The sequence below is a fragment of the Ekhidna sp. genome, assembly GCF_964218185.1.
In the GTDB taxonomy this organism is placed as follows: domain Bacteria; phylum Bacteroidota; class Bacteroidia; order Cytophagales; family Cyclobacteriaceae; genus Ekhidna.
The window spans coordinates 992,848-1,017,280 of sequence record NZ_CAXPLV010000005.1 but is presented as its reverse complement, the minus strand read 5'-3'; the positions used below and the strand labels follow the sequence as shown (position 1 = coordinate 1,017,280).

Here is a 24,433-nt window from a genome sequence, read left to right as displayed (position 1 = left end):
ATAGTTATATTTTATTCAATAAACTAAATCAAATAAAAAAAGCCTCAAATGAGGCTTCAATATCTTAAAATTCGATTACGCTCTATTGTGCTGGATAAACCGCCACATCTCCCAGCTCCTCTTCGATACGAAGTAGCTGGTTGTATTTTGCCATTCTATCAGATCTGGACATTGATCCGGTTTTTATCTGACCACAATTGGTAGCCACCGCAATATCTGCAATGGTGGCATCCTCTGTCTCTCCTGAACGATGAGAAACAACAGCTGTCCACCCTGCCTTATGAGCCATTTCAATTGCATCCAGGGTTTCTGTAAGCGTACCGATCTGATTTACTTTTATCAAAATGGAATTAGCCGCCTTCTCCTTGATAGCCTTTTCTAAAAACTTCACATTGGTCACCAAAAGATCATCGCCCACCAGTTGGCATTTATCTCCAATTTTCTCTGTAAGCATTTTCCATCCTTCCCAATCATTCTCATCGCATCCATCTTCGATGCTGTCAATTGGATACTTGCTTACAAGTTCAGCCAGATACTCTGCTTGTTCTGCGCTTGATCGTTTCTTCCCGTTTGATCCTTCAAACTTGGAATAGTCGTACACACCTTTCGAGAAAAATTCAGAGGAAGCACAATCGAGTGCGATTGTCACATCCTTTCCTGCCTTATATCCAGCCTTTTTGATTGCCGCCAAAATACTCTCAAGGGCTTCCTCTGTACCGCCTTCAAAATTTGGTGCGAACCCCCCTTCGTCACCTACTGCAGTACTTAATCCTTTATCGTGAATGATGGCTTTCAGGTTATGGAAGATTTCTCCACCCATTCTTAGTGCTTCTGTGAACGTAGGAGCTCCAACAGGACGAATCATAAATTCCTGAAACGCTATAGGTGCATCGGAATGTGATCCGCCGTTAATGATATTCATCATTGGAACGGGTAGTACTTTGGCATTTACTCCACCGATGTATCTATACAACGGAAGCTGACATGCATCTGCACCAGCATGGGCAACAGCAAGTGAAACTCCCAAAATTGCATTCGCTCCCAGCTTAGATTTATTGGGAGTTCCATCCAATTCTATCATTACCTTGTCTATGTATGCCTGCTCCACGACTAGCAAACCTTCAATTTCTGGAGCGATTATATCATTTACATTATCAACAGCTTTTTGAACACCCTTACCCATATAGCGAGACTTGTCACCGTCCCTTAGCTCCACAGCCTCATGTTCACCTGTAGAAGCTCCGGAAGGTACCGCTGCTCGACCAATGTATCCATCTTCTGTAATCACCTCAACCTCAATTGTAGGGTTGCCTCTGGAGTCCATGATCTGGCGGGCAAATACACTTTCGATAACACTCATTGCTTATTGTCTTTAATTAATTGAATAAAATCATCAAATAGGTAAGTTGAATCATTAGGCCCGGGAGATGATTCCGGGTGATACTGCACCGCAAATGCGGGCTTGTTATTCAGCCTCAGTCCTTCGACTGTATTATGATTGAGGTCGATGTGAGTCAACTCTGCTTCCTTGGAATTCTTTAGCGCCTCCATATCTACCGCAAAACCATGATTCTGTGATGTGATTTCGCTTAAACCTGTATTCAGATTTTTTACCGGGTGATTGAGTCCTCTGTGGCCATGATGCATTTTGTATGTAGCTATGCCGACTGCTTTAGCTAAAATTTGACTTCCCATACAAATTCCGAACAAAGGCTTGTTGGCTGCCAAAATCTCCTGAACGGTATTCGAAGCATAATCCATCACAGCCGGGTCTCCTGGCCCATTGGATATAAAATAGCCGTCCGGATTCCAGCTATCCATTTCCGAAAAAGTGGTCTGAGCCGGGAATACCTTGCAATGACAATCTCGGGTTACCAAGTTTTTCAAGATTGACTTTTTTATACCTAAATCGAGTACAGCAACCTTAAAACCCTTGTTGCTTTCGCCAAGTTCATAAGGCTCTTTGGTTGTCACAACTGTTGACAATTCAAGCGCTTCCATGCTTGGAATCTTATCAAGCTCTGCTTGCAAGGCATCTCCTTCAAGTTCCGAAGAAATAATCGCATTCATCGCCCCTTTGGTACGAATGTGACGGACAATTTTTCTTGTGTCAACACCAGCTATACCAACTGTATTATTTCTTTCCAGAAATTCCTGAAGGCTTTCATTTGCACTCGTTCGACTATAGATATTTGAAAAGTCATTTACCACAAGCCCCTTTATCGTAGGACGATCGCTTTCAACCTCTGAATCAATTGCACCATAGTTACCTATGTGCGAAGTGGTATTAACGATGATTTGACCATAGTAAGACGGATCTGTATATATCTCCTGATATCCGGTCATTCCGGTATTGAAGCAAATTTCACCTCCTGATGTTCCTTGCTTTCCAATGGAGTGGCCAGTAAAAGTGGTTCCGTCTTGTAATAAAAGGGTGGCTTTCTTACGGGTAGGGTATTTCATACTGGGGAGCAAAAATAGTGATGGAAAGGGCAATAAAAAAGCCACCCATTTGATAATGGATGGCTCAATATTTCAATTCTTGTAATCAACTTAATCTTTCTTCTCCTCGTCCTTAGACTCTTCTTTCGATTCCTCAGCTTTAGGCACTTCTGTTTCCTCTGTCTTAGCTTCTACTTCTTCAGCCTTCACCTCTTCAGCAGGTTCTTCAACCATTGCCTCTTCCTTAACTTCAACAGCCTCAGCTTTTGGAGTTTCCGTTTTAGCCTTGCTTCCACCTCTTCTTGATCTTCTGGTTTTAGCTTTTCCTGCTGATTCATCACCAAGTAGCAACTCATTGAAGTCCACAAGCTCCATCATACACATCTCAGCATTGTCACCAAGTCTGGCACCTGTCTTGATAATTCTTGTATACCCACCAGGCCTGTTGGCAATTTTCTCTGCTACCGTATTAAATAGCTCGCTTACAGATTCCTTATCCTGAAGGTAAGAGAATACTACTCTTCGAGAGTTAGTATCATCAGTTTTTGACTTGGTAAGAAGAGGCTCAATAAACTTTTTAAGTGCTTTCGCTTTTGCTACAGTCGTATTGATTCTCTTATGCATGATAAGAGAAGAAGCCATATTGGAAAGCATTGCACTTCTGTGTGCAGTCTTTCTACCAAGGTGGTTAAATTTCTTTCCGTGTCTCATTATTCTTCCTCCAATTTGTATTTACCAAGATCCATACCGAAAGTAAGACCTTTATCAGAAACCAATTGCTCTAACTCAGCCAATGATTTCTTACCGAAGTTTCTAAATTTCATCATGTCAGAAATCTCAAGTGACACCAAATCACCTAGTGTTCTAACATCAGCAGCTTTCAGACAGTTATATGCTCTCACCGAAAGATCAAGATCATTAAGATTTGTCTTAAGCATCTTTCTCATGTGTAGCAACTCTTCATCTACCTGCTCTGGCTCACCAGCTTCCTGCGTCTCAAGAATCATGTTTTGATCAGAGAAAAGCATGAAGTGCTGAATCAAAATATTTGCAGCACCCTTTAGTGCGTTTTCTGGGTGAATCGAGCCATCTGTTTCTATATCAAGCGTCAATTGCTCATAATCGGTCTTTTGCTCTACCCGTGTATTTTCAACGCTATACTTTACATTCTTGATTGGTGTAAAGATTGAATCGATAGCGATGAATCCAAAGTTCTGCTCTGCAGGTTTATTGTCATCAGCTCCAACATAACCTCGTCCTTTCTCTACAGTAAGCTCGATTTCGAACTTAGCAGATTCATCTAAGTGACAGATCACGTGATCAGGGTTCAGGATTTCGAAAGAAGTGGTTGCTTTAGCTAAGTCACCCGCAGTAAGTTTCTTCATATTTGAAACACTCACAGTGATGTTGCTATCAGCTACATCTTCAATCTTTTTGAAACGAACCATCTTAAGGTTCAAAATTATTTCACTCACATCTTCTACCACACCTTCAATTGTAGAAAACTCATGCAGCACACCCGGAATTTTAACTCCTGTGATCGCATAGCCTTCTAGTGAAGATAGAAGAATTCTTCTTAACGCATTACCTACTGTAACACCGTATCCTTTTTCCAGAGGTTTGAAAGTAAAGAGGCCATGGAAATCATCTGCTTTTTCCATCACCACTTTTTCTGGCATTTGAAATGCTAGGATAGACATATATCTTATTTTTTGAGTGTTTACTTAGAGTACAATTCGACGATCAACTGTTCCTTGATGTTTTCAGGAATATCCTCTCTGCTAGGTGCATTGAGATACTTACCTGTCATGCTAGTAGAGTCCCACTCTAACCAGGAATAGCTGCGTGCATTAGATGCAAGACTATCTGTGATAGCTTGTAGAGATTTTGACTTCTCTCTTACACCAATGATATCGTTATTTTTCAAGGTGTATGAAGGTATATTTACCAACTCACCATTTACAGTTATATGCTTGTGCGAAATCAACTGTCTTGCAGCTCTTCTTGTAGGAGCAATTCCAAGACGGAATACAGTATTATCCAATCTTGCCTCCAACAATTGAAGTAGGATTTCACCTGTAATACCGCTTTTTCTTGAAGCTTTGTCAAACACATTAGCGAACTGACGCTCAAGTACTCCATATGTGTACTTTGCTTTTTGCTTTTCAGCTAGCTGGATTGCATATTCAGACTGCTTCTTTCTTCTGCCACGTCCGTGCTGACCAGGAGGATATGCCTTCTTCTGCAAAGCTTTGCTAGCTCCGAAGATTGGCTCACCAAATCGTCTTGAAATTTTAGTCTTAGGCCCAGTATATCTTGCCATTATCTATAACTATTTATAAAATCTTAAACTCTTCTTCTTTTCGGTGGTCTACATCCATTGTGAGGTAGTGGAGTCACATCTTTGATCATTGTAACTTCAATGCCTGTATTTTGGATAGTTCTGATTGCAGACTCACGACCTGACCCAGGACCTTTTACAAAAACTTCAACCTTTCTCAATCCAAGATCATATGCTTTCTGAGCACACTCCTGAGCTGCTACCTGCGCTGCGTATGGCGTATTCTTCTTTGACCCTCGGAAGCCCATCTTACCTGCTGATGCCCAGCTGATAACCTGACCTGTACCGTTAGTCATTGATATGATAATGTTGTTGAATGATGCTTTGATATGAGCTTGCCCAATTGCATCAACAGCAACAACTCTCTTTTTAGCTTTATCTTTTCTCTTTTGTGCCATCTATCTATTACTTAACAGCTTTCTTCTTGTTCGCAACCGTTTTTCTCTTTCCTTTTCGAGTTCTAGCATTGTTTTTGGTATGCTGACCTCTTACCGGAAGACCTTTTCTATGACGGAGGCCTCTGTAACAACCGATATCTAAAAGACGCTTGATACTCATCTGGATTTCGCCCTTAAGAACACCTTCTACCTTATACTTTTCTCGGATGGCAGTTCTTATGTTACCACCTTCTTCATCAGTCCAATCTTGAACTTTTTTGTTTGGATCCACACCAGCTTCACTCAAAATCTTCTGAGCTGATGTTTTACCAATACCAAAGATGTAAGTCAAGGCTATCTCGCCTCGCTTGTTATCGGGAATGTCTACTCCTGCAACTCTTGCCATAATTATCCTTGTCTCTGTTTAAACTTTGGATTCTTTTTATTGATCACATAAAGCTTCCCCTTCCTCCTGATCACTTTGCAATCAACGCTTCTCTTTTTTACGGATGCTCTTACTTTCATTTCTTTATAATTTTCAGTCTCAGACTGTTATTTATAGCGATAAACTATTCTTCCTTTCGTTAGATCATATGGTGACATCTCCAACTTCACTTTGTCTCCTGGTAAAATTTTGATGTAGTGCATTCTCATCTTACCTGAGATGTGCGCAATCACCTCGTGACCATTTTCTAATTCAACTCTAAACATTGCGTTTGACAATGCCTCCACGATAGTTCCATCTTGCTCTATGGATGCTTGTTTTGCCATTATGCTGCCTGAGTTCTTCCTTTTACTCTACCTGATTTCATCATACCTTCATAGTGTCTCATGAGCAGGTAGCTCTCAATCTGCTGAAGGGTATCAAGTATTACACCAACCATAATCAACAAGGATGTTCCGCCATAAAACTGAGCAAACCCTTGATTGACCCCAGCGATCATAGCGAAAGCTGGAAGGATGGCGATAATCGCTAAGAAAATCGCACCTGGTAAAGTAATTCTTGATAAAATATTGTCTAAGAAATCAGCAGTTTGCTTACCTGGCTTAATGCCCGGTACAAAACCACCATTTCTTTTCATATCGTCTGCAATCTGATTAGGATTGATTGTGATAGCAGTGTAAAAGAATGTGAACACGATAATCATGATCGCAAACGTTAGGTTATACTGCCATGACGTGAAATCTGAAAATGTTGTTCCAATATAGTTTGCAAAGTCACTCTCTTCTCTCCAAAGCCCAGCAAGCATAGCTGGCAAGAACATGATAGACTGTGCAAAGATGATCGGCATAACCCCTGAAGCATTTACTTTTAGAGGGATGTATTGTCTTTGCCCACCATATACTTTATTCCCCACTACCTGCTTTGCATATTGTACCGGCACTCTTCTGACCGCCTGAACAAGCGCTACTGTAACAAGTACTACAAAGAACAATGCCACTAATTCAAGAATGAACAATAACATTTCACTCATTCCTCTTGTGATTGCCTCAGCAGCAATGCTTCCAGGAAATCTTGAAATGATACCAATCATGATCAGCATTGAAATACCGTTTCCAATTCCTTTATCGGTGATCTTTTCTCCAAGCCACATACAGAAGATCGTTCCTGAAGTAAGAATGATCACAGAAGTGAATTTGAAAAAGAATGTATTACTAAGAATAGCCGTTGGTTCGATAGCTGCTGAAACGTAGCTAAAACCTTGAGCCATACAAATAGCGATAGTTAACACTCTGGTTAGTTGATTAATTTTCTTTCTTCCGCTATCTCCTTCTTTTTGAAGCTTCTGGAAGTAAGGAACTGCCACTGTCATCAACTGCAACACAATAGAAGCTGAGATATATGGCATGATACCAAGGGCAAACACTGAAGCATTACTAAATGCTCCTCCAAGGAATGTATCCAATAAACCGAAAATTCCTGACGCCTGGCCAGTAAGTTTAGATGGGTCTACTCCTGGAAGTACCACAAAAGAGCCAATTCTAAATATTACTAAAAATCCTATTGTATTTAGGATTCTAGTTCTTAGCTCCTCGATGGAAAATATGTTCCGTATGGTATCTATGAATTTCTTCATTATTCAACTACAGTAATTGATCCGCCAGCTTTCTCAATTGCTTCCTGAGCAGTTTTTGAGAACTTGTGTGCTGAAACTTTTAGTGATGCTTTTAGCTCGCCTCTCCCCAATACTTTCACAATATCTTTCTTTTGAGCAAGTCCGTTTTCTTTCAGGATTTCAGGAGTGATTTCCTTAAGCTTTTTGGCTTCACTTAGCTTTTGCAGGTCATCAAGGTTGATAGCCTTAGAAACAACTTTATTGTTATTCTTAAAGCCAAACTTTGGCACTCGTCTTTGCAAAGGCATCTGCCCACCTTCAAAGCCCGTTTTGCGAGAATAACCAGCTCGTGACTGAGCTCCTTTGTGTCCTTTAGTGGAAGTCCCACCTCGTCCAGAGCCTTGTCCTCTACCGATTCTCTTTCTATTTTTTGTTGAGCCTTCTGCAGGCTTTAATGATTCAAGTCTCATGTTTACAGCTCTTTAACTTCTACTAAGTGATTCACCGTTTTGATCATTCCGCTGATAGACGGAGTTAGTTCTTTTTCAACGGATCTGTTGATCTTGCCAAGTCCTAAAGCAATCATTGTTCGCTTTTGGTTCTCAGGACGCTTGATCGTGCTTTTCTTCTGAGTGATAACTACTTTTCCCATTGTCTTAGCCATTGAAAACTTTATCTAGAGACACACCTCTTTGCTGAGCTACAGCGAATGGATCTCTCATTTTGTTTAGTGCATCAAAAGTAGCTTTAACCACATTGTGAGGGTTTGAAGATCCTTTTGATTTTGCAAGTACGTCGTGAACTCCTGCACTCTCCAACACTGCACGCATCGCACCACCAGCAATTACTCCTGTACCAGCTGCTGCAGGCTTAAGCAAAACATGTCCACCACCGAATTTTCCTATAGCATCGTGAGGAACAGTTCCCTTAAATACTGGAACTCTTACCAAATTCTTTTTAGCATCATCTATCCCTTTAGTGATCGCATCAGTTACTTCATTTGCTTTACCAAGACCGTAACCTACCACGCCATTTCCGTCTCCTACAACCACGATAGCTGAAAAGCTGAATCTTCGTCCACCTTTCACCACTTTGGCTACTCTCTTGATCGCAACGACTCTCTCCTGAAGGTCGATTTCACTTGCTTTGATAGATCTTATATTGCTTTGTGACATAATTTCCGTTTCTTAGAATTTTAAACCTCCCTCACGAGCACCTTCTGCTAGCGACTTCACTCGACCATGATATGGGTATCCGCCTCTATCAAAAACGACTGACTCGATCCCTGCGCTCTTAGCATTTTCTGCTAGCTTCTTCCCTACTTCCTTAGCGATCTCCACATTAAGAGCAGTCTTTCCAATTTCCTTTGTTGAAGCAGATGCCAATGTTTTACCATTCACATCGTCAATCAACTGAGCATAAATACCTTTATTGCTCTTGAAAACAGATACTCTAGGTCTGTCTGCAGTACCAGAAATCTTTCTTCTGATACCCAGTCTAAGTCTTTTTCTTCTTGCTGTTTTAGTAATTGCCATGTCTTATTATTTAGCAGCAGTTTTACCAGCTTTTCTTCTAATTTGCTCACCAACAAAGCGAATACCTTTTCCTTTGTATGGCTCCACTTTTCTAAGTGACTTGATCTTTGCAGAAATCTGACCTACTAGTTGCTTGTCAATTCCTTCAACGGTCACTTTTGGATTCTTTCCTTTTTCTGTTTCAGCAGAAACCTTAATTTCTTCTGGAACAGCGAAGTATATACTGTGAGAATATCCAAGGTTTAATTCTAAAACGTTGTTTTGAACGGCAGCCTTATAACCTACCCCTACAAGCTCCAACTCTTTCTTAAATCCGTTACTCACACCCTCTACCATGTTGTTAACCAATGAACGGTAAAGTCCATGAAGGGCTTTATGTCTTTTTTGCTCTGTAGGTCGCTCTACAGTGAGAACCCCGTCCTCTACCTTGCAGGTAATATCCGGATCAATCTGTTGAGACAACTCACCTTTAGGACCCTTTACATTTACTGTATTCTTATCAACAGTAATTGAAACTCCCTCAGGTACATTAATTGGTGCTTTTCCTATCCTTGACATCTCAATTCAATTAATATACGTAACATAAAACTTCTCCACCTACGTTTTCTCGTCGTGCTTCTTTATCAGAAATCACTCCTTTAGACGTAGATAAAATTGCGATACCAAGACCATTCAGTACTCTTGGTAGGGCCTCTGCTCCTGCATATTTCCTAAGTCCTGGAGTACTTATTCTCTCAAGACTAGTAATCGCTGACTGCTTCGTCTGAGGATTGTATTTCAAGGCAATTTTGATAATACCTTGCTTTCCATCATCCTCAAACTTGTAGTTTCTGATGAAGCCCTTGCTGTGCAATACTTTAGTGATCTCCTTCTTTAAATTAGAAGCAGGCACTTCTACTACACGGTGGTTCGCACCTATTGCGTTGCGAATCCTGGTTAAATAATCTGCTATCGGGTCTGTTACCATTTCTTAAACACACTTATCCCCCTCGAAAAAGGGGGTGCAAAAATAATAATTTATATTTTGAAACGAAAGGAAGATTTAAACTACCAGCTCGCTTTTGTTACTCCTGGGATTTTACCGTCAGATGCCATCTCTCTGAATGTCACCCTGGAGATACCAAATCTTCTCATGTAGCCCTTAGGTCTACCGGTAAGTTTACATCTGTTATGTAATCTTACTTTAGAAGAATTTCTTGGCAGCTTGTCAAGACCTTCCCAGTCGCCAGCTGCTTTTAGGGCAGCTCTTTTCTCTGCATATCTTGCTACAAGTTTTTCTCTTTTTCTTTCTCTCGCTTTTACTGCTGATCTAGCCATAATTTCTTAGTTCTTCTTTGAAGTAAACGGCATACCTAGAGATCTCAATAGTTCAAGACTCTCCTCATCAGTTTGTGCGGTTGTCACAAACGTGATGTCCATACCTGTGATTTTGTTTACTTTATCGATACTGATTTCAGGGAAGATAATTTGCTCTTGCACACCAAGAGTATAGTTACCTCTTCCATCAAATCCTTTTTCTCTAATTCCTTTGAAGTCTCTTACACGAGGAAGTGCTACTGTCACCAAACGATCCAAGAATTCATACATCTTGTCTCCTCTTAGGGTAACTTTTGCTCCAATTGGCATTCCTTCTCTCAACTTAAAGTTGGATACAGACTTCTTCGCTATAGTAGCCACAGCCTGCTGACCAGTAATCATAGTCAACTCCTCAACTCCTGTATCAACCAATTTCTTATCAGACACAGCAGCACCAATACCTTTATTGATAGCGATCTTAGTCAGCTTTGGTACCTGCATTACAGAGCTGTACTGAAACTTATCCTTCAAATGAGGAACGATCTCCTTGCTGTATTTTTCTTTTAATCTAGGACTAGCCATTCGTGATAAATTCTCCTGATTTTTTTGAATATCTCTGCAGCTTACCGTCTGCATTTTTCTTTCTACCAATTCTAGTAGCTTCTCCAGATGAAGGATCAACCACCTTTAGATTGCTAAGGTGAATTGCAGCTTCAGTCTGCTGAATGCCTCCTTCTGGATTTGTAGCAGATGGCTTCACATGCTTAGTTACCATGTTTGCTCCCTCTACAATAGCTCTATACTTTGTGGTATTAACCTCAAGTACTTTACCGGTTTTACCTTTGTCGTTTCCGGCAATGATCTTGACGGTATCTCCTTTTCTTACGTGAAATTTTACGTTGCTCATCGTTAAAGTACTTCAGGTGCTAATGATACAATTTTCATGAACTGCTTCTCTCTAAGCTCTCTAGCTACTGGACCAAAGATCCTTGTACCTCTAGGCTCGTCATTGGCAGTAAGAAGTACAGCTGCGTTATCCTCGAATCGGATATAGCTTCCGTCTTTTCTTCTAACCTCTTTCTTGGTTCTTACTACTACTGCTCTTGAAACAGTTCCTTTTTTCAAACTACTTGATGAAAGTGCGTGCTTAACAGTCACAATAATTTTGTCACCCACAGAAGCGTATCGCTTCTTGGTGCCTCCAAGCACACGGATAACTAGCACTTCTTTAGCGCCGCTATTGTCCGCAACCGATAATCTTGACTCCTGCTGTACCATTATTTTGCTCTTTCAATAATTTCTACCAACCTCCATCTTTTGTTTTTGCTCAATGGACGAGTTTCCATCACTTTCACCGTATCACCGATGTTGCAATCATTCTTCTCATCATGAGCTGTGAGCTTAGTGGTTTTTCTCACAAATTTTCCGTAGATCGGGTGCTTTACTTTTCTTTCAACAGCCACTGTGATGCTTTTCTGCATTTTATTGCTCACCACTTGTCCGATTCTTTCTTTTCTTAGATTTCTTTCCATCACTGAAAATTATTTGCTTGCTTCAGCAACTTGATTTAATTCCTTGGCCTTAATTTCTGTCTGAATTCTTGCCACCAACTTTCTGTTCTCACGAATCTTCATTGGGTTTTCGATAGGAGTAATGCTATGAGCAAATTTTAGTTTGCTATAGTTTTCCTTCTCTACTGCAAGCTTGTTTTTCAGCTCGTCCAGACTCAATCCTCTTAATTCAGAATTTTTCATTACTCTGGCTTATAATCTTTTGCTAATGTGAATTTTGTAGAGATTGGAAGTTTCTGTGCCGCCAATCTTAAAGCTTCTTTCGCCAACTCGATATCAACTCCTGCTGCTTCAAAAAGAACAGTACCTGGCTTCACGGTAGCCACCCAATATTCTGGAGCTCCCTTACCTTTACCCATCCTTACTTCTGCAGGCTTCTTAGTCACAGGCTTGTCAGGGAAGATTCTAATCCAAACCTGCCCCTCTCTCTTCATCGCTCTAGTCATCGCAATCCTAGCAGCTTCGATCTGACGGCTTGTGATCCATCCTGGCTCCATCGACTTGATTCCAAAAGTTCCGAATGCTAGTCTGTGCCCTCTGTTGGCAAGACCCTTCACTCGGCCTTTTTGCATTTTTCTATATTTCGTTCGTTTTGGCTGTAACATGCTCTACAAAACTTTTACTTTCTTCTTCTATTTTCTCTTCGCCTTCTATTCGGCGCTCCACCACCAGGTGCGTTATTTCCACCACCTGCTTGACCTACGTTTGGCGAAAGATCTCTTTTACCAAATACCTCACCTTTGAATATCCATACTTTGATACCGATTTTACCATAAATGGTATGTGCTTCTGTAATTGCGTAATCGATATCTGCTCTAAGTGTATGCAAAGGAATTCTTCCTTCTTTGTACTGCTCACTTCTTGCCATCTCAGCACCGCCAAGTCTTCCTGAGCATTTGATTTTAATACCTTGAGCTCCTACTCTCATTGAAGAGGCAATCGCTTGCTTCATTGCTCTTCTGAAAGAGATTCTAGCCTGAAGTTGCTGTGCGATAGACTCACCAACAAGCTTAGCGTCTAGCTCTGGTCTTTTGATTTCGAAAATGTTGATCTGAAGATCTTTTCCGGTTAAGTTTTTCAACTCTTCCTTGATCTTATCAACTTCAGATCCTCCCTTACCAATCACAACGCCCGGACGAGCAGTGTGAACTGTAAGTGTAATTCTTTTAAGCGTTCGCTCGATCACGATTTTTGAGATGCCCCCTTTAGGCATACGTGCAGCGATATATTTACGAATCTTGTTGTCTTCTACAAGTTTGTCTGCGTAAGATTTGCTATCGAACCAGGCAGAGTCCCACCCTTTGATAACTCCTAATCTAAATCCAACTGGGTTTACTTTTTGTCCCATTACTTGTTGCTTTCTTTAGTTTCTGTAGTATCCTGATTGTGATTATCTACCACGATAGTCACATGATTTGATCTCTTTCTGATTCGATGAGCTCTACCTTGTGGGGCAGGTCTCAGTCTTTTCAGCATTCGAGCACTATCCACATAGATTTCTTTCACATATAGATCTGCTTCCTCAATGCTGATATCCTCATTTTGCATTTGCCAGTCTGCAATCGCAGTAAGAAGTAGCTTCTCTAGTGTATTTGAAGCGTGATGTGCATCAAATCGTAGAATGTTTAGAGCGATATTTGCTCTCTCGCCACGAATCATGTCCGCAACTAATCTCATCTTTCGAGGAGAAGTAGGTACATTTCTTAGCGAAGACTTTACTGCACCAAGTTTCCCCTTGTTTTCCTCACGGAATTTCTTGTCAGCTTCTTTTTGAAGTCTGATTCGTACTGATTTCTTTAATTTCTTTTCAGCTTCCATTGGTGCTCTTATCTTTTACCTTTATCCTTCTTAGCGATGTGTCCTCTAAAGTTTCTAGTCGGAGCAAATTCACCAAGTTTATGTCCTACCATATTTTCAGTTACGAAAACAGGGATAAATTTATTTCCGTTGTGAACAGCGAAAGTGTGTCCTACAAAATCCGGAGATATCATTGATCTTCTTGACCATGTTTTGATTACAGACTTCTTACCAGAGTCATTCATCGCATCGACTTTTTTCTCAAGTCGGAAGTCTATATAAGGTCCTTTCTTAAGTGATCTTGACATTATTTCCTTCGTTTAACTATCTGCTTATCAGAATATTTATTTGGTCGACGAGTTTTCATACCCTTCGTATACTGACCGTTTCTTGATCTAGGGTGACCTCCAGAAGATCTTCCTTCTCCACCTCCCATTGGGTGATCTACAGGGTTCATTGCCACACCTCTTACTCTTGGTCTTCTACCTAACCATCTGTTTCGACCTGCTTTACCTAATCTCACACTCATGTGATCAGAGTTAGAAACAGTTCCGATTGTAGCAAGGCAAGTGTTAAGTACCATTCTCATTTCACCAGAAGGAAGTTTCACAGTAGAGTATTTTCCTTCTCTCGCTACCAACTGCACGTACGTACCTGCGCTTCTTGCCATCACTCCGCCCTTACCAGGCTTCAACTCAATGTTGTGAATGATTGTACCTAGAGGAATCTCAGAAAGATAAAGTGCATTACCCACCTCAGGAGCTATCCCTGATCCTGAGTTAATCACTGTTCCAACCTCAAGACCTGCTGGCGCCAGAATGTATCTTTTTTCACCGTCCGCATAATAAAGCAATGCGATTCTTGCAGATCTGTTCGGATCATACTCGATTGCTTTTACAGTAGCAGGAATTCCGTGCTTATCTCTTTTGAAGTCGATAAGTCTAAGCTTACGCTTATGACCACCGCCAACATTTCTCACGGTCATTCTACCCTGATTATTTCTTCCTCCATTTCTTTTAGATGTAGTCACCAAAGACCTCTCTGGAGTGGACTTGGTAATGTCATCAAAGACAGGAGCCATTCTGAATCTCTGTCCTGGAGTTGTCGGTTTAAGTTTTTTTACAGCCATCTCTGTCTATTATATTCCGCTATAAAAATCAATTATATCACCCTCAGCCACCTGCACAATTGCTTTTTTATAAGCTGGAGTTCTTCCCTCAATAACTCTAGACTTGGTGTATCTTCTTTTTGAAGCTCCAGGCTGAATCATTGTGTTTACAGATTCTACAGTAACACCGTAGGTTTTTTCAATTTCAGATTTGATCTGAACCTTATTAGCATTCTTGGCAACTACAAATCCGTACTTACCATGCTCATTTAGAGCAGATACTTTTTCTGTAACTAGTGGTTTAATTAAAACTCCCATCTTAGTTGAATCTTTCTTTTAGTTGCTCAAGTGTTCCCTCGCAAAGGATTATACGCTCAGCGTTAATCAAATCGTAAGTATTAACTTCATCAACAGTTGAAACATTTGCTTTCTTTAGGTTTCTTGAAGACAAGAAAACATTCTTGCTCTTATCGCTCACCAAAAGCAATGATTTTTTATCGCTCACAGAAAGGCTATTCAGAATACTAATGAATTCTTTAGTCTTTGGAGCTTCGAAAGTGAAATCTTCAAGAATTTGAATTGCCTTCTCCTTCGCTCTTGATGAGAGAACTGATTTACGAGCCAATTTCTTAACCTTCTTATTCAGCTTGAAACCATAGTCTCTTGGCTGAGGACCAAAGAAAGTTCCTCCACCTCTCATAACACCAGACTTCACACTACCAGCACGTGCTGTACCAGTGCCCTTCTGTTTCTTGATCTTACGAGTTGATGCCGTGATCTCTCCTTTATCTTTTGTCTTGGCGGTACCTTGTCTTTGGTTTGCCAAATAATTTTTTACGTCAAGGTAGACAGCATGCTCATTTGGCTCTATGCCAAAGATGCTTTTGTCCAGGCTGATTTCTCTTCCTGTCTCTTCTCCTTTAATATTTAATACAGCTACCTTCATGATTACTTCTCAAGTATTACGAATGAATTTTTAGCTCCCGGAATAGCTCCTGATATCAACACTAGGTTTTTCTCCGGGTATACTTTCAAAACTCTTAGGTTCAAAGTCTTTACTCTCTCGCCTCCTGTTCTTCCAGCCATTTTCAAGCCTTTGAATACACGTGATGGGAAAGATGCAGCACCAATAGATCCTGGAGCTCTTAATCTGTTGTGCTGACCGTGAGTAGCCTGACCAACACCACCAAAACCATGACGCTTTACAACGCCTTGGAATCCTTTACCTTTTGATGTACCAATAGCATCCACATAATCCATTTCATTGAATACATCCTCGATTTTGATTTCATTACCCAACTTCACTTTATCATCAAACTCAGATCTGAAATCTCTAAACTCAACCACTTTCAACTTAGGAGTAGTTTTTGCTTTAGCAAAATGCCCCTGAAGTGCTTTAGGTGTGTTTTTTTCTTTTCGCTCACCATAAGCCAACTGCACAGCTTTATAACCGTCTGTCTCTTCGTTCTTAACTTGAGTCACGACGCAAGGACCAGCCTCAACAAGGGTACAAGCGATGCTTTTACCATTCTCGTCGAAGATACTTGTCATTCCTACTTTCCTTCCTATTAAACCAGGCATTTTCTACTCGTTTATATCTTATAATTACCCTCTCAGGCAAACTTTTCGTGAAAAGGACTGCAAAGATAGCAAATCCATATGCCGAACAAAAACTTTGATCGGTTATTTTTTAGACAAAAAAAGAACCAATCGATGAAGACCAATTGGTTCTCTTTTCTAGGCTTAAAGGGCCTTATACTTTAATTTCTACGTCCACACCACTTGGAAGCTCTAGCTTCATAAGGGCGTCTACAGTCTTCGCACTATTGCTATAGATATCTACCAACCTTTTGTAAGTACATAGTTGGAATTGCTCACGCGCCTTTTTATTCACGTGAGGCGACTTCAATACAGTAAACTTCTCTTTAACTGTTGGCAGAGGAATAGGACCACTCACAACAGCTCCAGTAGTTTTTACCGCTCGAACTATCTTTTCAGAAGACTTGTCAACCAAATTATGGTCGTAAGACTTAAGCTTTATTCTAATTTTCTGATTCATCTCTAATTTCTTTATACGTTGGCTGTGCCTTTTACTTCAGCAATTACACCATCTGCAATATTCTTAGGTACTTGATCGTAGTGCGAGAACGTCAATGAAGCTGTAGCTCGTCCAGAACTGTTCGTTCTTAGGTCAGTCACATATCCAAATAGTTCAGACAAAGGAACATCAGCCTTAATTACAGCAGAGGTTCCTCTGGTATCCATTCCTTTCATGATACCTCTTCTCTTATTCAAGTCTCCTGTGATTGTACCTGTATACTCATCCGGAGTTACTACCTCTACAGCCATGATAGGCTCAAGAATTACCGGATTACATTTAGATGCTGCTGATTTAAATCCAGCTCTTGCTGCCAATTCGAATGAAAGCGAATCCGAATCTACATCGTGGAATGAACCATGATAAAGTCTTACTTTCATGTTATCGATTGGATACCCAGCCAATGGACCATTTACCATCGCGGATTCAAATCCTTTCTGAATAGCAGGGATGAATTCTTTAGGAATAACCCCACCAACTATTTCATTTACAAACTGTAGTCCAGGCTGCTCGTGATCTTCGTCTTTTGGTCCGATCTCGAATACGATATCAGCAAACTTACCACGACCACCAGACTGCTTCTTGTAAACCTCTTTGTGCTCAATAGAAGACGTGATCGCTTCTTTGTATGCTACCTGAGGAGCACCTTGATTGATCTCTACTTTAAATTCTCTTTTCAGTCGATCAATGATAATGTCAAGGTGAAGCTCTCCCATTCCTTTCAAGATAGTCTGACCAGTCTCATGGTTAGTTTCTACCTGAAGCGTAGGATCTTCTTCTACCAACTTACCAATAGCCACACCTAGCTTGTCAACATCAGCCTGAGTTTTAGGCTCGATTGCGTATCCAATAACCGGATCCGGGAATACCATTGATTCAAGTACAATTTTAGCTTTCTCGTTACAAAGAGTATCACCAGTCTTAATGTCCTTAAATCCAACCACAGCTCCAATATCACCGCAGTGCAGCTTATCAATTTGATTCTGCTTGTTAGCGTGCATTTGGAAAATTCGAGAAATCCGCTCTTTCTTATTCGTTCTGGTATTATATATATAAGAACCAGACTCTAAGGTTCCTGAATATGACCTTACAAAGCATAGACGTCCAACGAATGGATCAGTTGCAATCTTGAATGCAAGCGCTGCAAATGGATCATCAGGAGATGGCTTTCTAGAAGTCTTCTCCTCAGTATCAGGATTTGTTCCTACGATATTATCTCTATCAAGTGGAGATGGTAGAAGTTCCATCACGTAGTTCAAAAGCGTTTGAACTCCCTTGTTCTTAAACGCAGAACCACAAAGCATTGGTACAAAAGCCAAGTCAATTGTAGCAGCTCTCAAAGCAGCCACAATCTCATCTCTTGTAATGCTATCCGGATCTTCAAAATATTTTTCCATCAGCTTCTCATCGTACTCAGCAACAGACTCGACAAGATGCTCTCTGTACTCAGTAACCTCATCCTGCATATCTGCAGGTATTTCGATTTCTTCGAAAGTCATTCCCATATCTTCTTCATTCCAGATATAGGCTTTGTTTTCAACTAAATCGACAACTCCTTTAAAATTTTCTTCTGCACCAATTGGCAACTGAAGAGGTACGGCTTTAGTACCCAGCATTTCTTTTACTTGCTTGCAAACTTTCAAGAAGTCTGCACCAGAGCGGTCCATTTTATTTACGAAACCGATTCTGGCTACCTTATAGTTATCAGCAAGTCTCCAGTTTGTTTCAGATTGAGGCTCAACACCATCTACCGCACTGAAAAGAAATACCAATCCATCCAATACCCGAAGTGATCTATTAACCTCTACAGTAAAGTCAACGTGTCCAGGAGTATCAATGATGTTGATGTGGTAATCCTCATCTTTGTATTTCCAGAATACAGTAGTCGCAGCTGAAGTGATAGTAATACCTCTCTCCTGCTCCTGCTCCATCCAGTCCATGGTAGCACCACCATCGTGTACTTCACCAATTTTGTGGTTGATACCAGCGTAATAAAGGATACGCTCAGTAGTTGTTGTTTTTCCGGCATCAATATGTGCTGCGATACCGATATTTCTTGTAAGTCTTAAGTCTCTAGCCATTTTGGTTCTTAGAATCTGAAGTGTGAGAATGCTTTGTTCGCGTCAGCCATTCTGTGCATGTCGTCTTTTTTCTTAACAGCAGCTCCCTCGCCTTTTGAAGCAGCGATAATTTCTGCAGCCAAACGATCTTGCATTGTTTTTTCGCCTCTTAGTCTTGCATACTTGATCATCCACTTGATACCAAGAGCGATTTTTCGATCAGGTCTAACCTCGATCGGAACCTGGAAGTTAGCTCCACCAACTCTTCGAGCTTTTACTTCCACTGAAGGCATGATATTGCTCAGTGCGGTTTTCCAAGTTTCAAGTCCATTTTCACCGGTCTTTTTCTCAACCTGATCGATAGCATTGTAGAAAATTTTGTAAGAGAGACTCTTCTTACCACTCAACATCAAGTTGTTAACAAATTTGGTAACAAGGGTATCCTGATAAATAGGATCAGGAAGGATGTATCTCTTTTTTGGTTTTGCTTTTCTCATTTCTCCTGCAAATTATTTTTTAGGTCGCTTAGCGCCGTATTTAGATCTTCTTTGTAGACGTCCGTTTACACCAGCAGTATCCAACGCACCTCTAATGATGTGATATCTCACACCTGGTAAATCCTTTACTCTACCCCCTCTTATAAGCACAATTGAGTGCTCCTGAAGGTTGTGTCCTTCTCCAGGGATGTAAGCATTTACTTCTTTCCCATTTGTCAATCTTACCCTAGCCACTTTTCTCATCGCTGAGTTAGGCTTCTTAGGTGTGGTTGTGTACACACGTGTACATACACCTCTTCTTTGTGGACAAGAGTCCAACGCTGGGGATTTTGACTTTGAAGTCAACTTCTTTCTACCCTTCCTTACTAATTGTTGTATAGTTGGCATACGCTATAATTTCTAATCGTCCCAAAATTTGGGAACGCAAAGATAGATATATTGAGATTATATCAAAAAGTTAAAAGATGATTTCACCCGAATTATTCGGGAATTATTATTTGAACTGCCGAATGGACATCTGAAATCAGAATTTTCGGCTAAAAATTTAATATGAGAATTGAGTGGAGTAGACATTAGGCCTCTCCCATGGTTCCTCCAAAATTCAATGGGAATTTTGGCATTTCTTCCGTCTGCTTCACTTCACCAAAAGTAGCCTCGTACTTTTTGATGTTGTCTTGCAATGCATTAAGCAATCTTTTGGCGTGTTCCGGAGTAACAACAATTCGTGATTTCACTTTTGCTTTAGGCACTCCTGGCATCAGTCTAATAAAGTCGATAACGAACTCACTACTTGAGTGAGCAATCATAGCCAGATTGGCATAGACGCCCTCGGCAATTTCTTCCGAGAGCTCTATGTTAATCTGATTATTTTGATTTTTACCGTCTTTCTTTTTCTGATCGTCGCTCATAATCTTAAGCTTCTTCTACTTCTTTAGATTCGAACTCCTCTTTTGAAGACACTAACTTCTCGTACTCCTCCTGAGAGTTTACGATATACTTTTGATGTCTTCTCACTCCTGTACCCGCAGGTATCAGGTGTCCAACGATTACGTTTTCCTTCAGACCGATCAATGTATCTGCTTTTCCTTTGATGGAAGCTTCGCTCAATACCTTAGTTGTCTCCTGGAATGAAGCTGCAGAAATGAAACTTTCAGTTCCAAGTGACGCCTGAGTGATACCCTGAAGCGTTGGTTTACCAGTTGCTGGCTCAGCATCTCTAACAACCATTGGCTTAAGGTCTCTTCGCTTCAAACTTGATACTTCATCTCTGAGACTTCTTGCATCAATGATTTGACCAGCTTTGTAGTTAGATGAATCTCCCGGATCAACGACTACTTTCTTGTCGAGGATGTTGTCATTCTCTTCCATGAAAACAAATCTATCAGCCAATTGATTAGTCAAGAAGCTGGTATCTCCCGGATTCTCGATAACTACTTTCTGCATCATCTGCCGAACAATCGCTTCGATGTGCTTATCATTAATCTTCACACCTTGCAATCGATATACTTCCTGAATTTCATTCACCAAGTATTCCTGTACTGCAGTAGGTCCTTTGATTTTCAGGATATCAGCAGGAGTAATCGCTCCATCTGAAAGTGCATCGCCAGCACGCACATAATCATTGTCCTGAACAAGGATGTGCTTAGACAATGGCACCATGTATCTCTTCTTCACACCGTCTTTAGACTCAATGTAAATTTCTCTGTTACCTCGCTTGATTCCGCCGTATTCCACAACTCCATCTATCTCACTTACTACAGCTGGGTTAGAAGGGTTTCTTGCTTCGAAAAGCTCAGTTACCCTTGGTAGACCTCCTGTAATATCTCTAGACTTACCAGTTTTTCTTGGAATCTTAGCTAAAACCTGACCTGGTTTGATCTTAGCGCCTTCTTCAACAGCTAAGTGAGCTCCAACTGGAATGTTGTAAGCTTTTTCTGTTGTTCCATCCTTGCCTACGATCTCAATAGCAGGGTTCTTGGTTTTATCCTTGGTATCAATGATTACCTTCTCTCTGTGACCAGTTTGCTCATCAGACTCTTCTTTGAAAGTAACTCCTTCGATAATTGAATCGAATGAAGCAGTACCGTCAAACTCGGACATGATAACAGCGTTGTAAGGATCCCAGTAGCAAAGTTCATCACCCTTAGACACTTTTCCACCGTCTTTTACCTTAAGGATTGCTCCGTAAGGAACGTGATTGGAAATAAGTACTTTCTCCTTCTTAGCGTCAAGAATTTTGATCTCTCCTGATCGTCCCATAACAACCTCAATCTTGTTGCCTTCGTCATCGGATGATTTCACTGTTCTTAGCTCATCAAACTCGATAACTCCATCAAACTTCGCCTTGATGTTCGCATCAACGGCAATGTTCGAAGCGGTACCCCCTACGTGGAAGGTTCTCAGTGTAAGCTGCGTTCCCGGCTCTCCAATAGACTGTGCTGCGATAACACCAACTGCTTCTCCAACATGCGACATTCTACCTGAAGACAAGTTTCTTCCGTAACATTTCGCGCAAACTCCCTGACGAGTTTCGCATGTTAATACAGATCTGATCTCAACTTCTTCAATACTTGACTGATCTATATAATCAGCAATTTCTTCCGTGAACTCAGCACCTGACTCGATCACCAATTCTTCTGTAATTGGATCATAGATATCATGAACAGACACTCGACCTAGAATTCTTTCAGAAAGTGCTTCAACTACTTCTTCATTGTCTTTCAATGCCGAAACAGAAAGTCCTCGAAGTGTTCCACAATCATCCTCATTGATCACCACATCCTGAGCAACATCCACAAGTCGTCTTGTCAGGTAACCCGCATCCGCAGTTTTCAACGCTGTATCAGCAAGTCCTTTTCTCGCACCGTGGGTAGAGATAAAGTATTCGATTACATCTAGACCTTCTTTAAAGTTTGAAAGAATCGGGTTTTCAATAATCTCACCGACAGACCCCTGAAGGTTTTTCTGTGGCTTAGCCATCAATCCTCTCATTCCACCAAGCTGACGAATCTGCTCTCTAGATCCCCTTGCACCTGAGTGCATCATCATGTAGATCGAGTTAAAGCCTTGATCATCCTCTTCCATCTGCTTCATCAGCGAGTTGGTAAGCATGGTGTTCGTCCTAGTCCAGATGTCAATCACCTGGTTGTAACGCTCATTATCAGTGATTAGACCCATTAGGTAGTTCTGCCATACAGCATCCACTTCTTCTTTCGCCTGAGCAACCAATTTCTCCTTCTCAGCAGGTACGTTGATGTTGTCAAGACCCATTGAAAGACCACCTTTATAGGCCATCTGGAATCCAAGTGCTTTGATATCGTCAAGGAAGTGAGCAGTAGTTGCCATTCCAGTGATCTTAAACACGTGGGCAATAATTTTCTGAAGTTTCTTCTTAGTAAGAAGCTCATCCACAAAACCTACAGCTTCCGGCACACATTCATTAAAGAGTACTCTACCAGCTACTGTCTCAATAATTTTCGACTCCAGCTCTCCATTTTCATTTCTCACTTTAGTCCTTACCTTAATGTAAGCGTGTTGAGAAATTTGCTTCTCATTCAAGGCAATAATTACTTCTTCGTGAGAATAGAAAGTTCGCCCTTCTCCAGCTACCTTTTCTTTATCTGTGCTTCTTCGGCCTTTAGTGATATAATAAAGACCCAATACCATGTCCTGAGAAGGTACCGCAATCGGTGCTCCGTTAGCAGGGTTCAGGATATTGTGAGAAGAAAGCATCAATAAAGAAGCTTCCAAAATCGCTTCATGACCAAGTGGTACGTGAACGGCCATCTGGTCACCGTCAAAGTCAGCGTTGAATGCTGTACATGCTAGCGGGTGAAGCTGGATTGCTTTTCCTTCTATTAGTTTTGGCTGGAAAGCCTGAATACCTAGTCTGTGTAGTGTAGGTGCCCTATTCAATAATACTGGGTGTCCTTTCAATACATTTTCGAGGATATCCCAAACCACAGGATCTTTTCTATCTACAATTTTCTTCGCAGACTTCACTGTCTTAACAATGCCTCTTTCAATCAATTTTCTGATAATGAAAGGCTTGAAGAGCTCAGCAGCCATATTCTTAGGAAGACCACACTCATGCATCTTCAATTCCGGACCTACTACGATTACAGATCGACCAGAATAGTCAACCCTTTTACCCAATAGGTTTTGACGGAATCGACCCTGCTTACCTTTAAGCATATCACTCAAAGACTTAAGCGCTCTGTTTCCATCTGATCTTACCGCATTCACTTTTCTTGAGTTATCGAAAAGTGAGTCCACAGCTTCCTGAAGCATTCTCTTCTCATTTCGAAGGATTACTTCCGGAGCTTTAATATCTATCAATCTCTTAAGACGATTATTTCTGATGATTACTCTACGATAAAGATCGTTCAAATCAGAAGTTGCAAATCGACCTCCATCCAATGGAACAAGTGGTCTTAGTTCTGGCGGAATCACCGGAACCATTTTCACAATCATCCATTCAGGTTTATTTTCGATTCGAGTCTTAGCATCTCTGAATGCTTCAACCACTCTCAATCTCTTAAGCGCTTCTGCTTTTCTCTGCTGAGAAGTGTCAGTAGCAGCCTGGTGACGTAGTTCATATGAAAGCTCATCTAGCTGAGTTCTAGCCAATAGCATCTCCAATGCGTCCGCACCCATCTTAGCGATGAATTTGTTCGGATCGTCATCATCAAGCATCTGATTTTCTCTTGGAAGCTTGTCAAGAATATCCAAATACTCTTCCTCAGTAAGGAAGTCAAGCTTAGAGATTCCATCTTCTTCTTTAACCCCCGGCTGGATTACGATGTATCGCTCGTAATAAATGATTTGATCCAGCTTCTTGGTTGGTACACCAAGGAGGTATCCAATCTTATTCGGTAATGATTTGAAATACCAGATATGCGCAACCGGCACCACCAATTCGATGTGCCCCATTCGCTCTCTTCGTACCTTTTTCTCAGTCACTTCAACACCACATCGGTCACAAATAATGCCTTTGTATCGGATTCTTTTGTATTTGCCACAATGACACTCCCAATCTTTTACCGGGCCGAAAATTCGCTCACAGAAAAGGCCACCCATTTCTGGCTTGTAAGTCCTGTAGTTGATGGTTTCTGGCTGAGTTACTTCACCGTGAGAGCTTTCCAGAATTGATTCCGGAGATGCAAGACTGATCGTAACTTTAGAGAAGTCGTTGTGAATTTTTTTGTTTTTTCTGAACGCCATGTTGTATATCAATAAAGCCCCCGCCACAAGA

At 41.0% G+C, this 24,433-nt stretch carries 36 protein-coding genes; all 36 read right to left on the bottom strand.

Translation table 11 applies throughout. From position 1 onward, the window contains the following. Nucleotides 1-82: 82 nt before the first annotated feature. The 36 genes from eno to rpoC all read right to left on the bottom strand — a co-directional run bounded on the left by eno (nt 83) and on the right by rpoC (nt 24,402). Nucleotides 83-1,360 carry a phosphopyruvate hydratase gene (gene eno / locus ACEQZT_RS10165; protein ID WP_370089313.1) on the bottom strand — a complete coding sequence of 426 codons (1,278 nt, stop codon included), beginning with the start codon at nt 1,358-1,360 and terminating at the stop codon, nt 83-85. Beyond that, a complete protein-coding gene (gene carA / locus ACEQZT_RS10160) occupies nt 1,357-2,463 on the bottom strand; it encodes a glutamine-hydrolyzing carbamoyl-phosphate synthase small subunit (protein WP_370089312.1) in 1,107 nt (368 codons plus the stop codon). The genes eno and carA overlap by 4 nt, the downstream gene beginning before the upstream one ends. A 90-nt stretch (nt 2,464-2,553) precedes the next feature. Beyond that, a complete protein-coding gene (rplQ, locus tag ACEQZT_RS10155) occupies nt 2,554-3,153 on the bottom strand; it encodes a 50S ribosomal protein L17 (protein WP_370089311.1) in 600 nt (199 codons plus the stop codon). Beyond that, nucleotides 3,153-4,142 (bottom strand): DNA-directed RNA polymerase subunit alpha, encoded by a 990-nt coding sequence (locus ACEQZT_RS10150; RefSeq protein WP_370089310.1) that lies wholly within the window; start codon nt 4,140-4,142, stop codon nt 3,153-3,155. The genes rplQ and ACEQZT_RS10150 overlap by 1 nt, the downstream gene beginning before the upstream one ends. Nucleotides 4,143-4,162: 20 nt before the next feature. Beyond that, on the bottom strand, nt 4,163-4,765 hold the full coding sequence (rpsD, locus tag ACEQZT_RS10145; protein ID WP_370089309.1) for a 30S ribosomal protein S4: 603 nt from the start codon (nt 4,763-4,765) through the stop codon (nt 4,163-4,165). A gap of 23 nt (nt 4,766-4,788) precedes the next feature. After that, nucleotides 4,789-5,181 carry a 30S ribosomal protein S11 gene (gene rpsK / locus ACEQZT_RS10140; protein WP_350217613.1) on the bottom strand — a complete coding sequence of 131 codons (393 nt, stop codon included), beginning with the start codon at nt 5,179-5,181 and terminating at the stop codon, nt 4,789-4,791. Between the two features lie 7 nt (nt 5,182-5,188). Then, nucleotides 5,189-5,566: a 30S ribosomal protein S13 gene (gene rpsM / locus ACEQZT_RS10135; RefSeq protein ID WP_370089308.1), complete on the bottom strand. Its 378-nt coding sequence runs from the start codon at nt 5,564-5,566 to the stop codon at nt 5,189-5,191. Between the two features lie 2 nt (nt 5,567-5,568). Then, complete coding sequence (rpmJ, locus tag ACEQZT_RS10130; protein WP_089356819.1) at nt 5,569-5,685, bottom strand: 50S ribosomal protein L36; 117 nt, start codon at nt 5,683-5,685, stop codon at nt 5,569-5,571. A 27-nt stretch (nt 5,686-5,712) separates the two neighbouring features. After that, entirely contained in the window at nt 5,713-5,931 is a 219-nt protein-coding gene (gene infA, locus ACEQZT_RS10125; protein WP_089356818.1) for a translation initiation factor IF-1, read from the bottom strand. Further along, entirely contained in the window at nt 5,931-7,238 is a 1,308-nt protein-coding gene (gene secY, locus ACEQZT_RS10120) for a preprotein translocase subunit SecY (protein WP_370089307.1), read from the bottom strand. Before secY ends, infA begins: the two co-directional genes overlap by 1 nt. Next, complete coding sequence (gene rplO / locus ACEQZT_RS10115; RefSeq protein WP_370089306.1) at nt 7,238-7,687, bottom strand: 50S ribosomal protein L15; 450 nt, start codon at nt 7,685-7,687, stop codon at nt 7,238-7,240. The genes secY and rplO overlap by 1 nt, the downstream gene beginning before the upstream one ends. Before the next feature lie 2 nt (nt 7,688-7,689). After that, complete coding sequence (gene rpmD, locus ACEQZT_RS10110) at nt 7,690-7,869, bottom strand: 50S ribosomal protein L30 (protein WP_370089544.1); 180 nt, start codon at nt 7,867-7,869, stop codon at nt 7,690-7,692. Between the two features lie 4 nt (nt 7,870-7,873). Then, on the bottom strand, nt 7,874-8,392 hold the full coding sequence (rpsE, locus tag ACEQZT_RS10105) for a 30S ribosomal protein S5 (protein ID WP_349564658.1): 519 nt from the start codon (nt 8,390-8,392) through the stop codon (nt 7,874-7,876). Nucleotides 8,393-8,404: 12 nt separating this feature from the next. Further along, nucleotides 8,405-8,752 carry a 50S ribosomal protein L18 gene (gene rplR / locus ACEQZT_RS10100; RefSeq protein ID WP_370089305.1) on the bottom strand — a complete coding sequence of 116 codons (348 nt, stop codon included), beginning with the start codon at nt 8,750-8,752 and terminating at the stop codon, nt 8,405-8,407. Nucleotides 8,753-8,758: 6 nt separating this feature from the next. Next, entirely contained in the window at nt 8,759-9,310 is a 552-nt protein-coding gene (gene rplF, locus ACEQZT_RS10095) for a 50S ribosomal protein L6 (protein ID WP_370089304.1), read from the bottom strand. 10 nt (nt 9,311-9,320) lie between these two features. Next, nucleotides 9,321-9,719 (bottom strand): 30S ribosomal protein S8, encoded by a 399-nt coding sequence (gene rpsH / locus ACEQZT_RS10090; protein WP_370089303.1) that lies wholly within the window; start codon nt 9,717-9,719, stop codon nt 9,321-9,323. Between the two features lie 80 nt (nt 9,720-9,799). After that, entirely contained in the window at nt 9,800-10,069 is a 270-nt protein-coding gene (gene rpsN, locus ACEQZT_RS10085; RefSeq protein ID WP_348280436.1) for a 30S ribosomal protein S14, read from the bottom strand. A 6-nt stretch (nt 10,070-10,075) separates the two neighbouring features. Next, entirely contained in the window at nt 10,076-10,630 is a 555-nt protein-coding gene (rplE, locus tag ACEQZT_RS10080) for a 50S ribosomal protein L5 (RefSeq protein WP_370089302.1), read from the bottom strand. After that, a complete protein-coding gene (gene rplX, locus ACEQZT_RS10075) occupies nt 10,623-10,955 on the bottom strand; it encodes a 50S ribosomal protein L24 (protein ID WP_370089301.1) in 333 nt (110 codons plus the stop codon). The genes rplE and rplX overlap by 8 nt, the downstream gene beginning before the upstream one ends. A gap of 2 nt (nt 10,956-10,957) precedes the next feature. Beyond that, nucleotides 10,958-11,326, bottom strand: a complete 369-nt coding sequence (rplN, locus tag ACEQZT_RS10070; RefSeq protein WP_348280433.1) for a 50S ribosomal protein L14 — start codon at nt 11,324-11,326, stop codon at nt 10,958-10,960. Beyond that, entirely contained in the window at nt 11,326-11,580 is a 255-nt protein-coding gene (gene rpsQ / locus ACEQZT_RS10065; RefSeq protein WP_370089300.1) for a 30S ribosomal protein S17, read from the bottom strand. Before rpsQ ends, rplN begins: the two co-directional genes overlap by 1 nt. Nucleotides 11,581-11,589: 9 nt before the next feature. After that, nucleotides 11,590-11,802: a 50S ribosomal protein L29 gene (rpmC, locus tag ACEQZT_RS10060; protein WP_370089299.1), complete on the bottom strand. Its 213-nt coding sequence runs from the start codon at nt 11,800-11,802 to the stop codon at nt 11,590-11,592. Beyond that, nucleotides 11,802-12,224 (bottom strand): 50S ribosomal protein L16, encoded by a 423-nt coding sequence (gene rplP / locus ACEQZT_RS10055; protein WP_370089298.1) that lies wholly within the window; start codon nt 12,222-12,224, stop codon nt 11,802-11,804. Before rplP ends, rpmC begins: the two co-directional genes overlap by 1 nt. A 14-nt stretch (nt 12,225-12,238) precedes the next feature. Continuing rightward, a complete protein-coding gene (rpsC, locus tag ACEQZT_RS10050; RefSeq protein ID WP_370089297.1) occupies nt 12,239-12,967 on the bottom strand; it encodes a 30S ribosomal protein S3 in 729 nt (242 codons plus the stop codon). Then, nucleotides 12,967-13,437 carry a 50S ribosomal protein L22 gene (rplV, locus tag ACEQZT_RS10045; RefSeq protein WP_370089296.1) on the bottom strand — a complete coding sequence of 157 codons (471 nt, stop codon included), beginning with the start codon at nt 13,435-13,437 and terminating at the stop codon, nt 12,967-12,969. Before rplV ends, rpsC begins: the two co-directional genes overlap by 1 nt. A gap of 8 nt (nt 13,438-13,445) precedes the next feature. Then, the gene (gene rpsS, locus ACEQZT_RS10040) at nt 13,446-13,724 is read right to left on the bottom strand and encodes a 30S ribosomal protein S19 (RefSeq protein WP_350217600.1); all 279 of its coding nucleotides are present in this window, start codon (nt 13,722-13,724) and stop codon (nt 13,446-13,448) included. Then, nucleotides 13,724-14,545 (bottom strand): 50S ribosomal protein L2, encoded by an 822-nt coding sequence (gene rplB, locus ACEQZT_RS10035; RefSeq protein ID WP_370089295.1) that lies wholly within the window; start codon nt 14,543-14,545, stop codon nt 13,724-13,726. Before rplB ends, rpsS begins: the two co-directional genes overlap by 1 nt. Nucleotides 14,546-14,554: 9 nt before the next feature. Next, a complete protein-coding gene (gene rplW / locus ACEQZT_RS10030; protein ID WP_370089294.1) occupies nt 14,555-14,842 on the bottom strand; it encodes a 50S ribosomal protein L23 in 288 nt (95 codons plus the stop codon). A gap of 1 nt (nt 14,843) precedes the next feature. Then, nucleotides 14,844-15,470 carry a 50S ribosomal protein L4 gene (rplD, locus tag ACEQZT_RS10025; RefSeq protein WP_370089293.1) on the bottom strand — a complete coding sequence of 209 codons (627 nt, stop codon included), beginning with the start codon at nt 15,468-15,470 and terminating at the stop codon, nt 14,844-14,846. A 2-nt stretch (nt 15,471-15,472) separates the two neighbouring features. Beyond that, complete coding sequence (gene rplC / locus ACEQZT_RS10020; RefSeq protein WP_370089292.1) at nt 15,473-16,105, bottom strand: 50S ribosomal protein L3; 633 nt, start codon at nt 16,103-16,105, stop codon at nt 15,473-15,475. A 172-nt stretch (nt 16,106-16,277) separates the two neighbouring features. After that, nucleotides 16,278-16,583, bottom strand: a complete 306-nt coding sequence (gene rpsJ / locus ACEQZT_RS10015; RefSeq protein ID WP_089356797.1) for a 30S ribosomal protein S10 — start codon at nt 16,581-16,583, stop codon at nt 16,278-16,280. An 11-nt stretch (nt 16,584-16,594) separates the two neighbouring features. After that, nucleotides 16,595-18,703 (bottom strand): elongation factor G, encoded by a 2,109-nt coding sequence (gene fusA, locus ACEQZT_RS10010; protein ID WP_370089291.1) that lies wholly within the window; start codon nt 18,701-18,703, stop codon nt 16,595-16,597. 8 nt (nt 18,704-18,711) lie between these two features. After that, nucleotides 18,712-19,179, bottom strand: a complete 468-nt coding sequence (gene rpsG / locus ACEQZT_RS10005) for a 30S ribosomal protein S7 (RefSeq protein WP_370089290.1) — start codon at nt 19,177-19,179, stop codon at nt 18,712-18,714. Between the two features lie 12 nt (nt 19,180-19,191). Further along, nucleotides 19,192-19,566, bottom strand: a complete 375-nt coding sequence (gene rpsL, locus ACEQZT_RS10000) for a 30S ribosomal protein S12 (RefSeq protein ID WP_089356794.1) — start codon at nt 19,564-19,566, stop codon at nt 19,192-19,194. 185 nt (nt 19,567-19,751) lie between these two features. Beyond that, a complete protein-coding gene (locus ACEQZT_RS09995) occupies nt 19,752-20,087 on the bottom strand; it encodes a DUF3467 domain-containing protein (RefSeq protein ID WP_370089289.1) in 336 nt (111 codons plus the stop codon). 4 nt (nt 20,088-20,091) lie between these two features. Continuing rightward, entirely contained in the window at nt 20,092-24,402 is a 4,311-nt protein-coding gene (gene rpoC, locus ACEQZT_RS09990; RefSeq protein ID WP_370089288.1) for a DNA-directed RNA polymerase subunit beta', read from the bottom strand. Nucleotides 24,403-24,433: the final 31 nt, after the last annotated feature.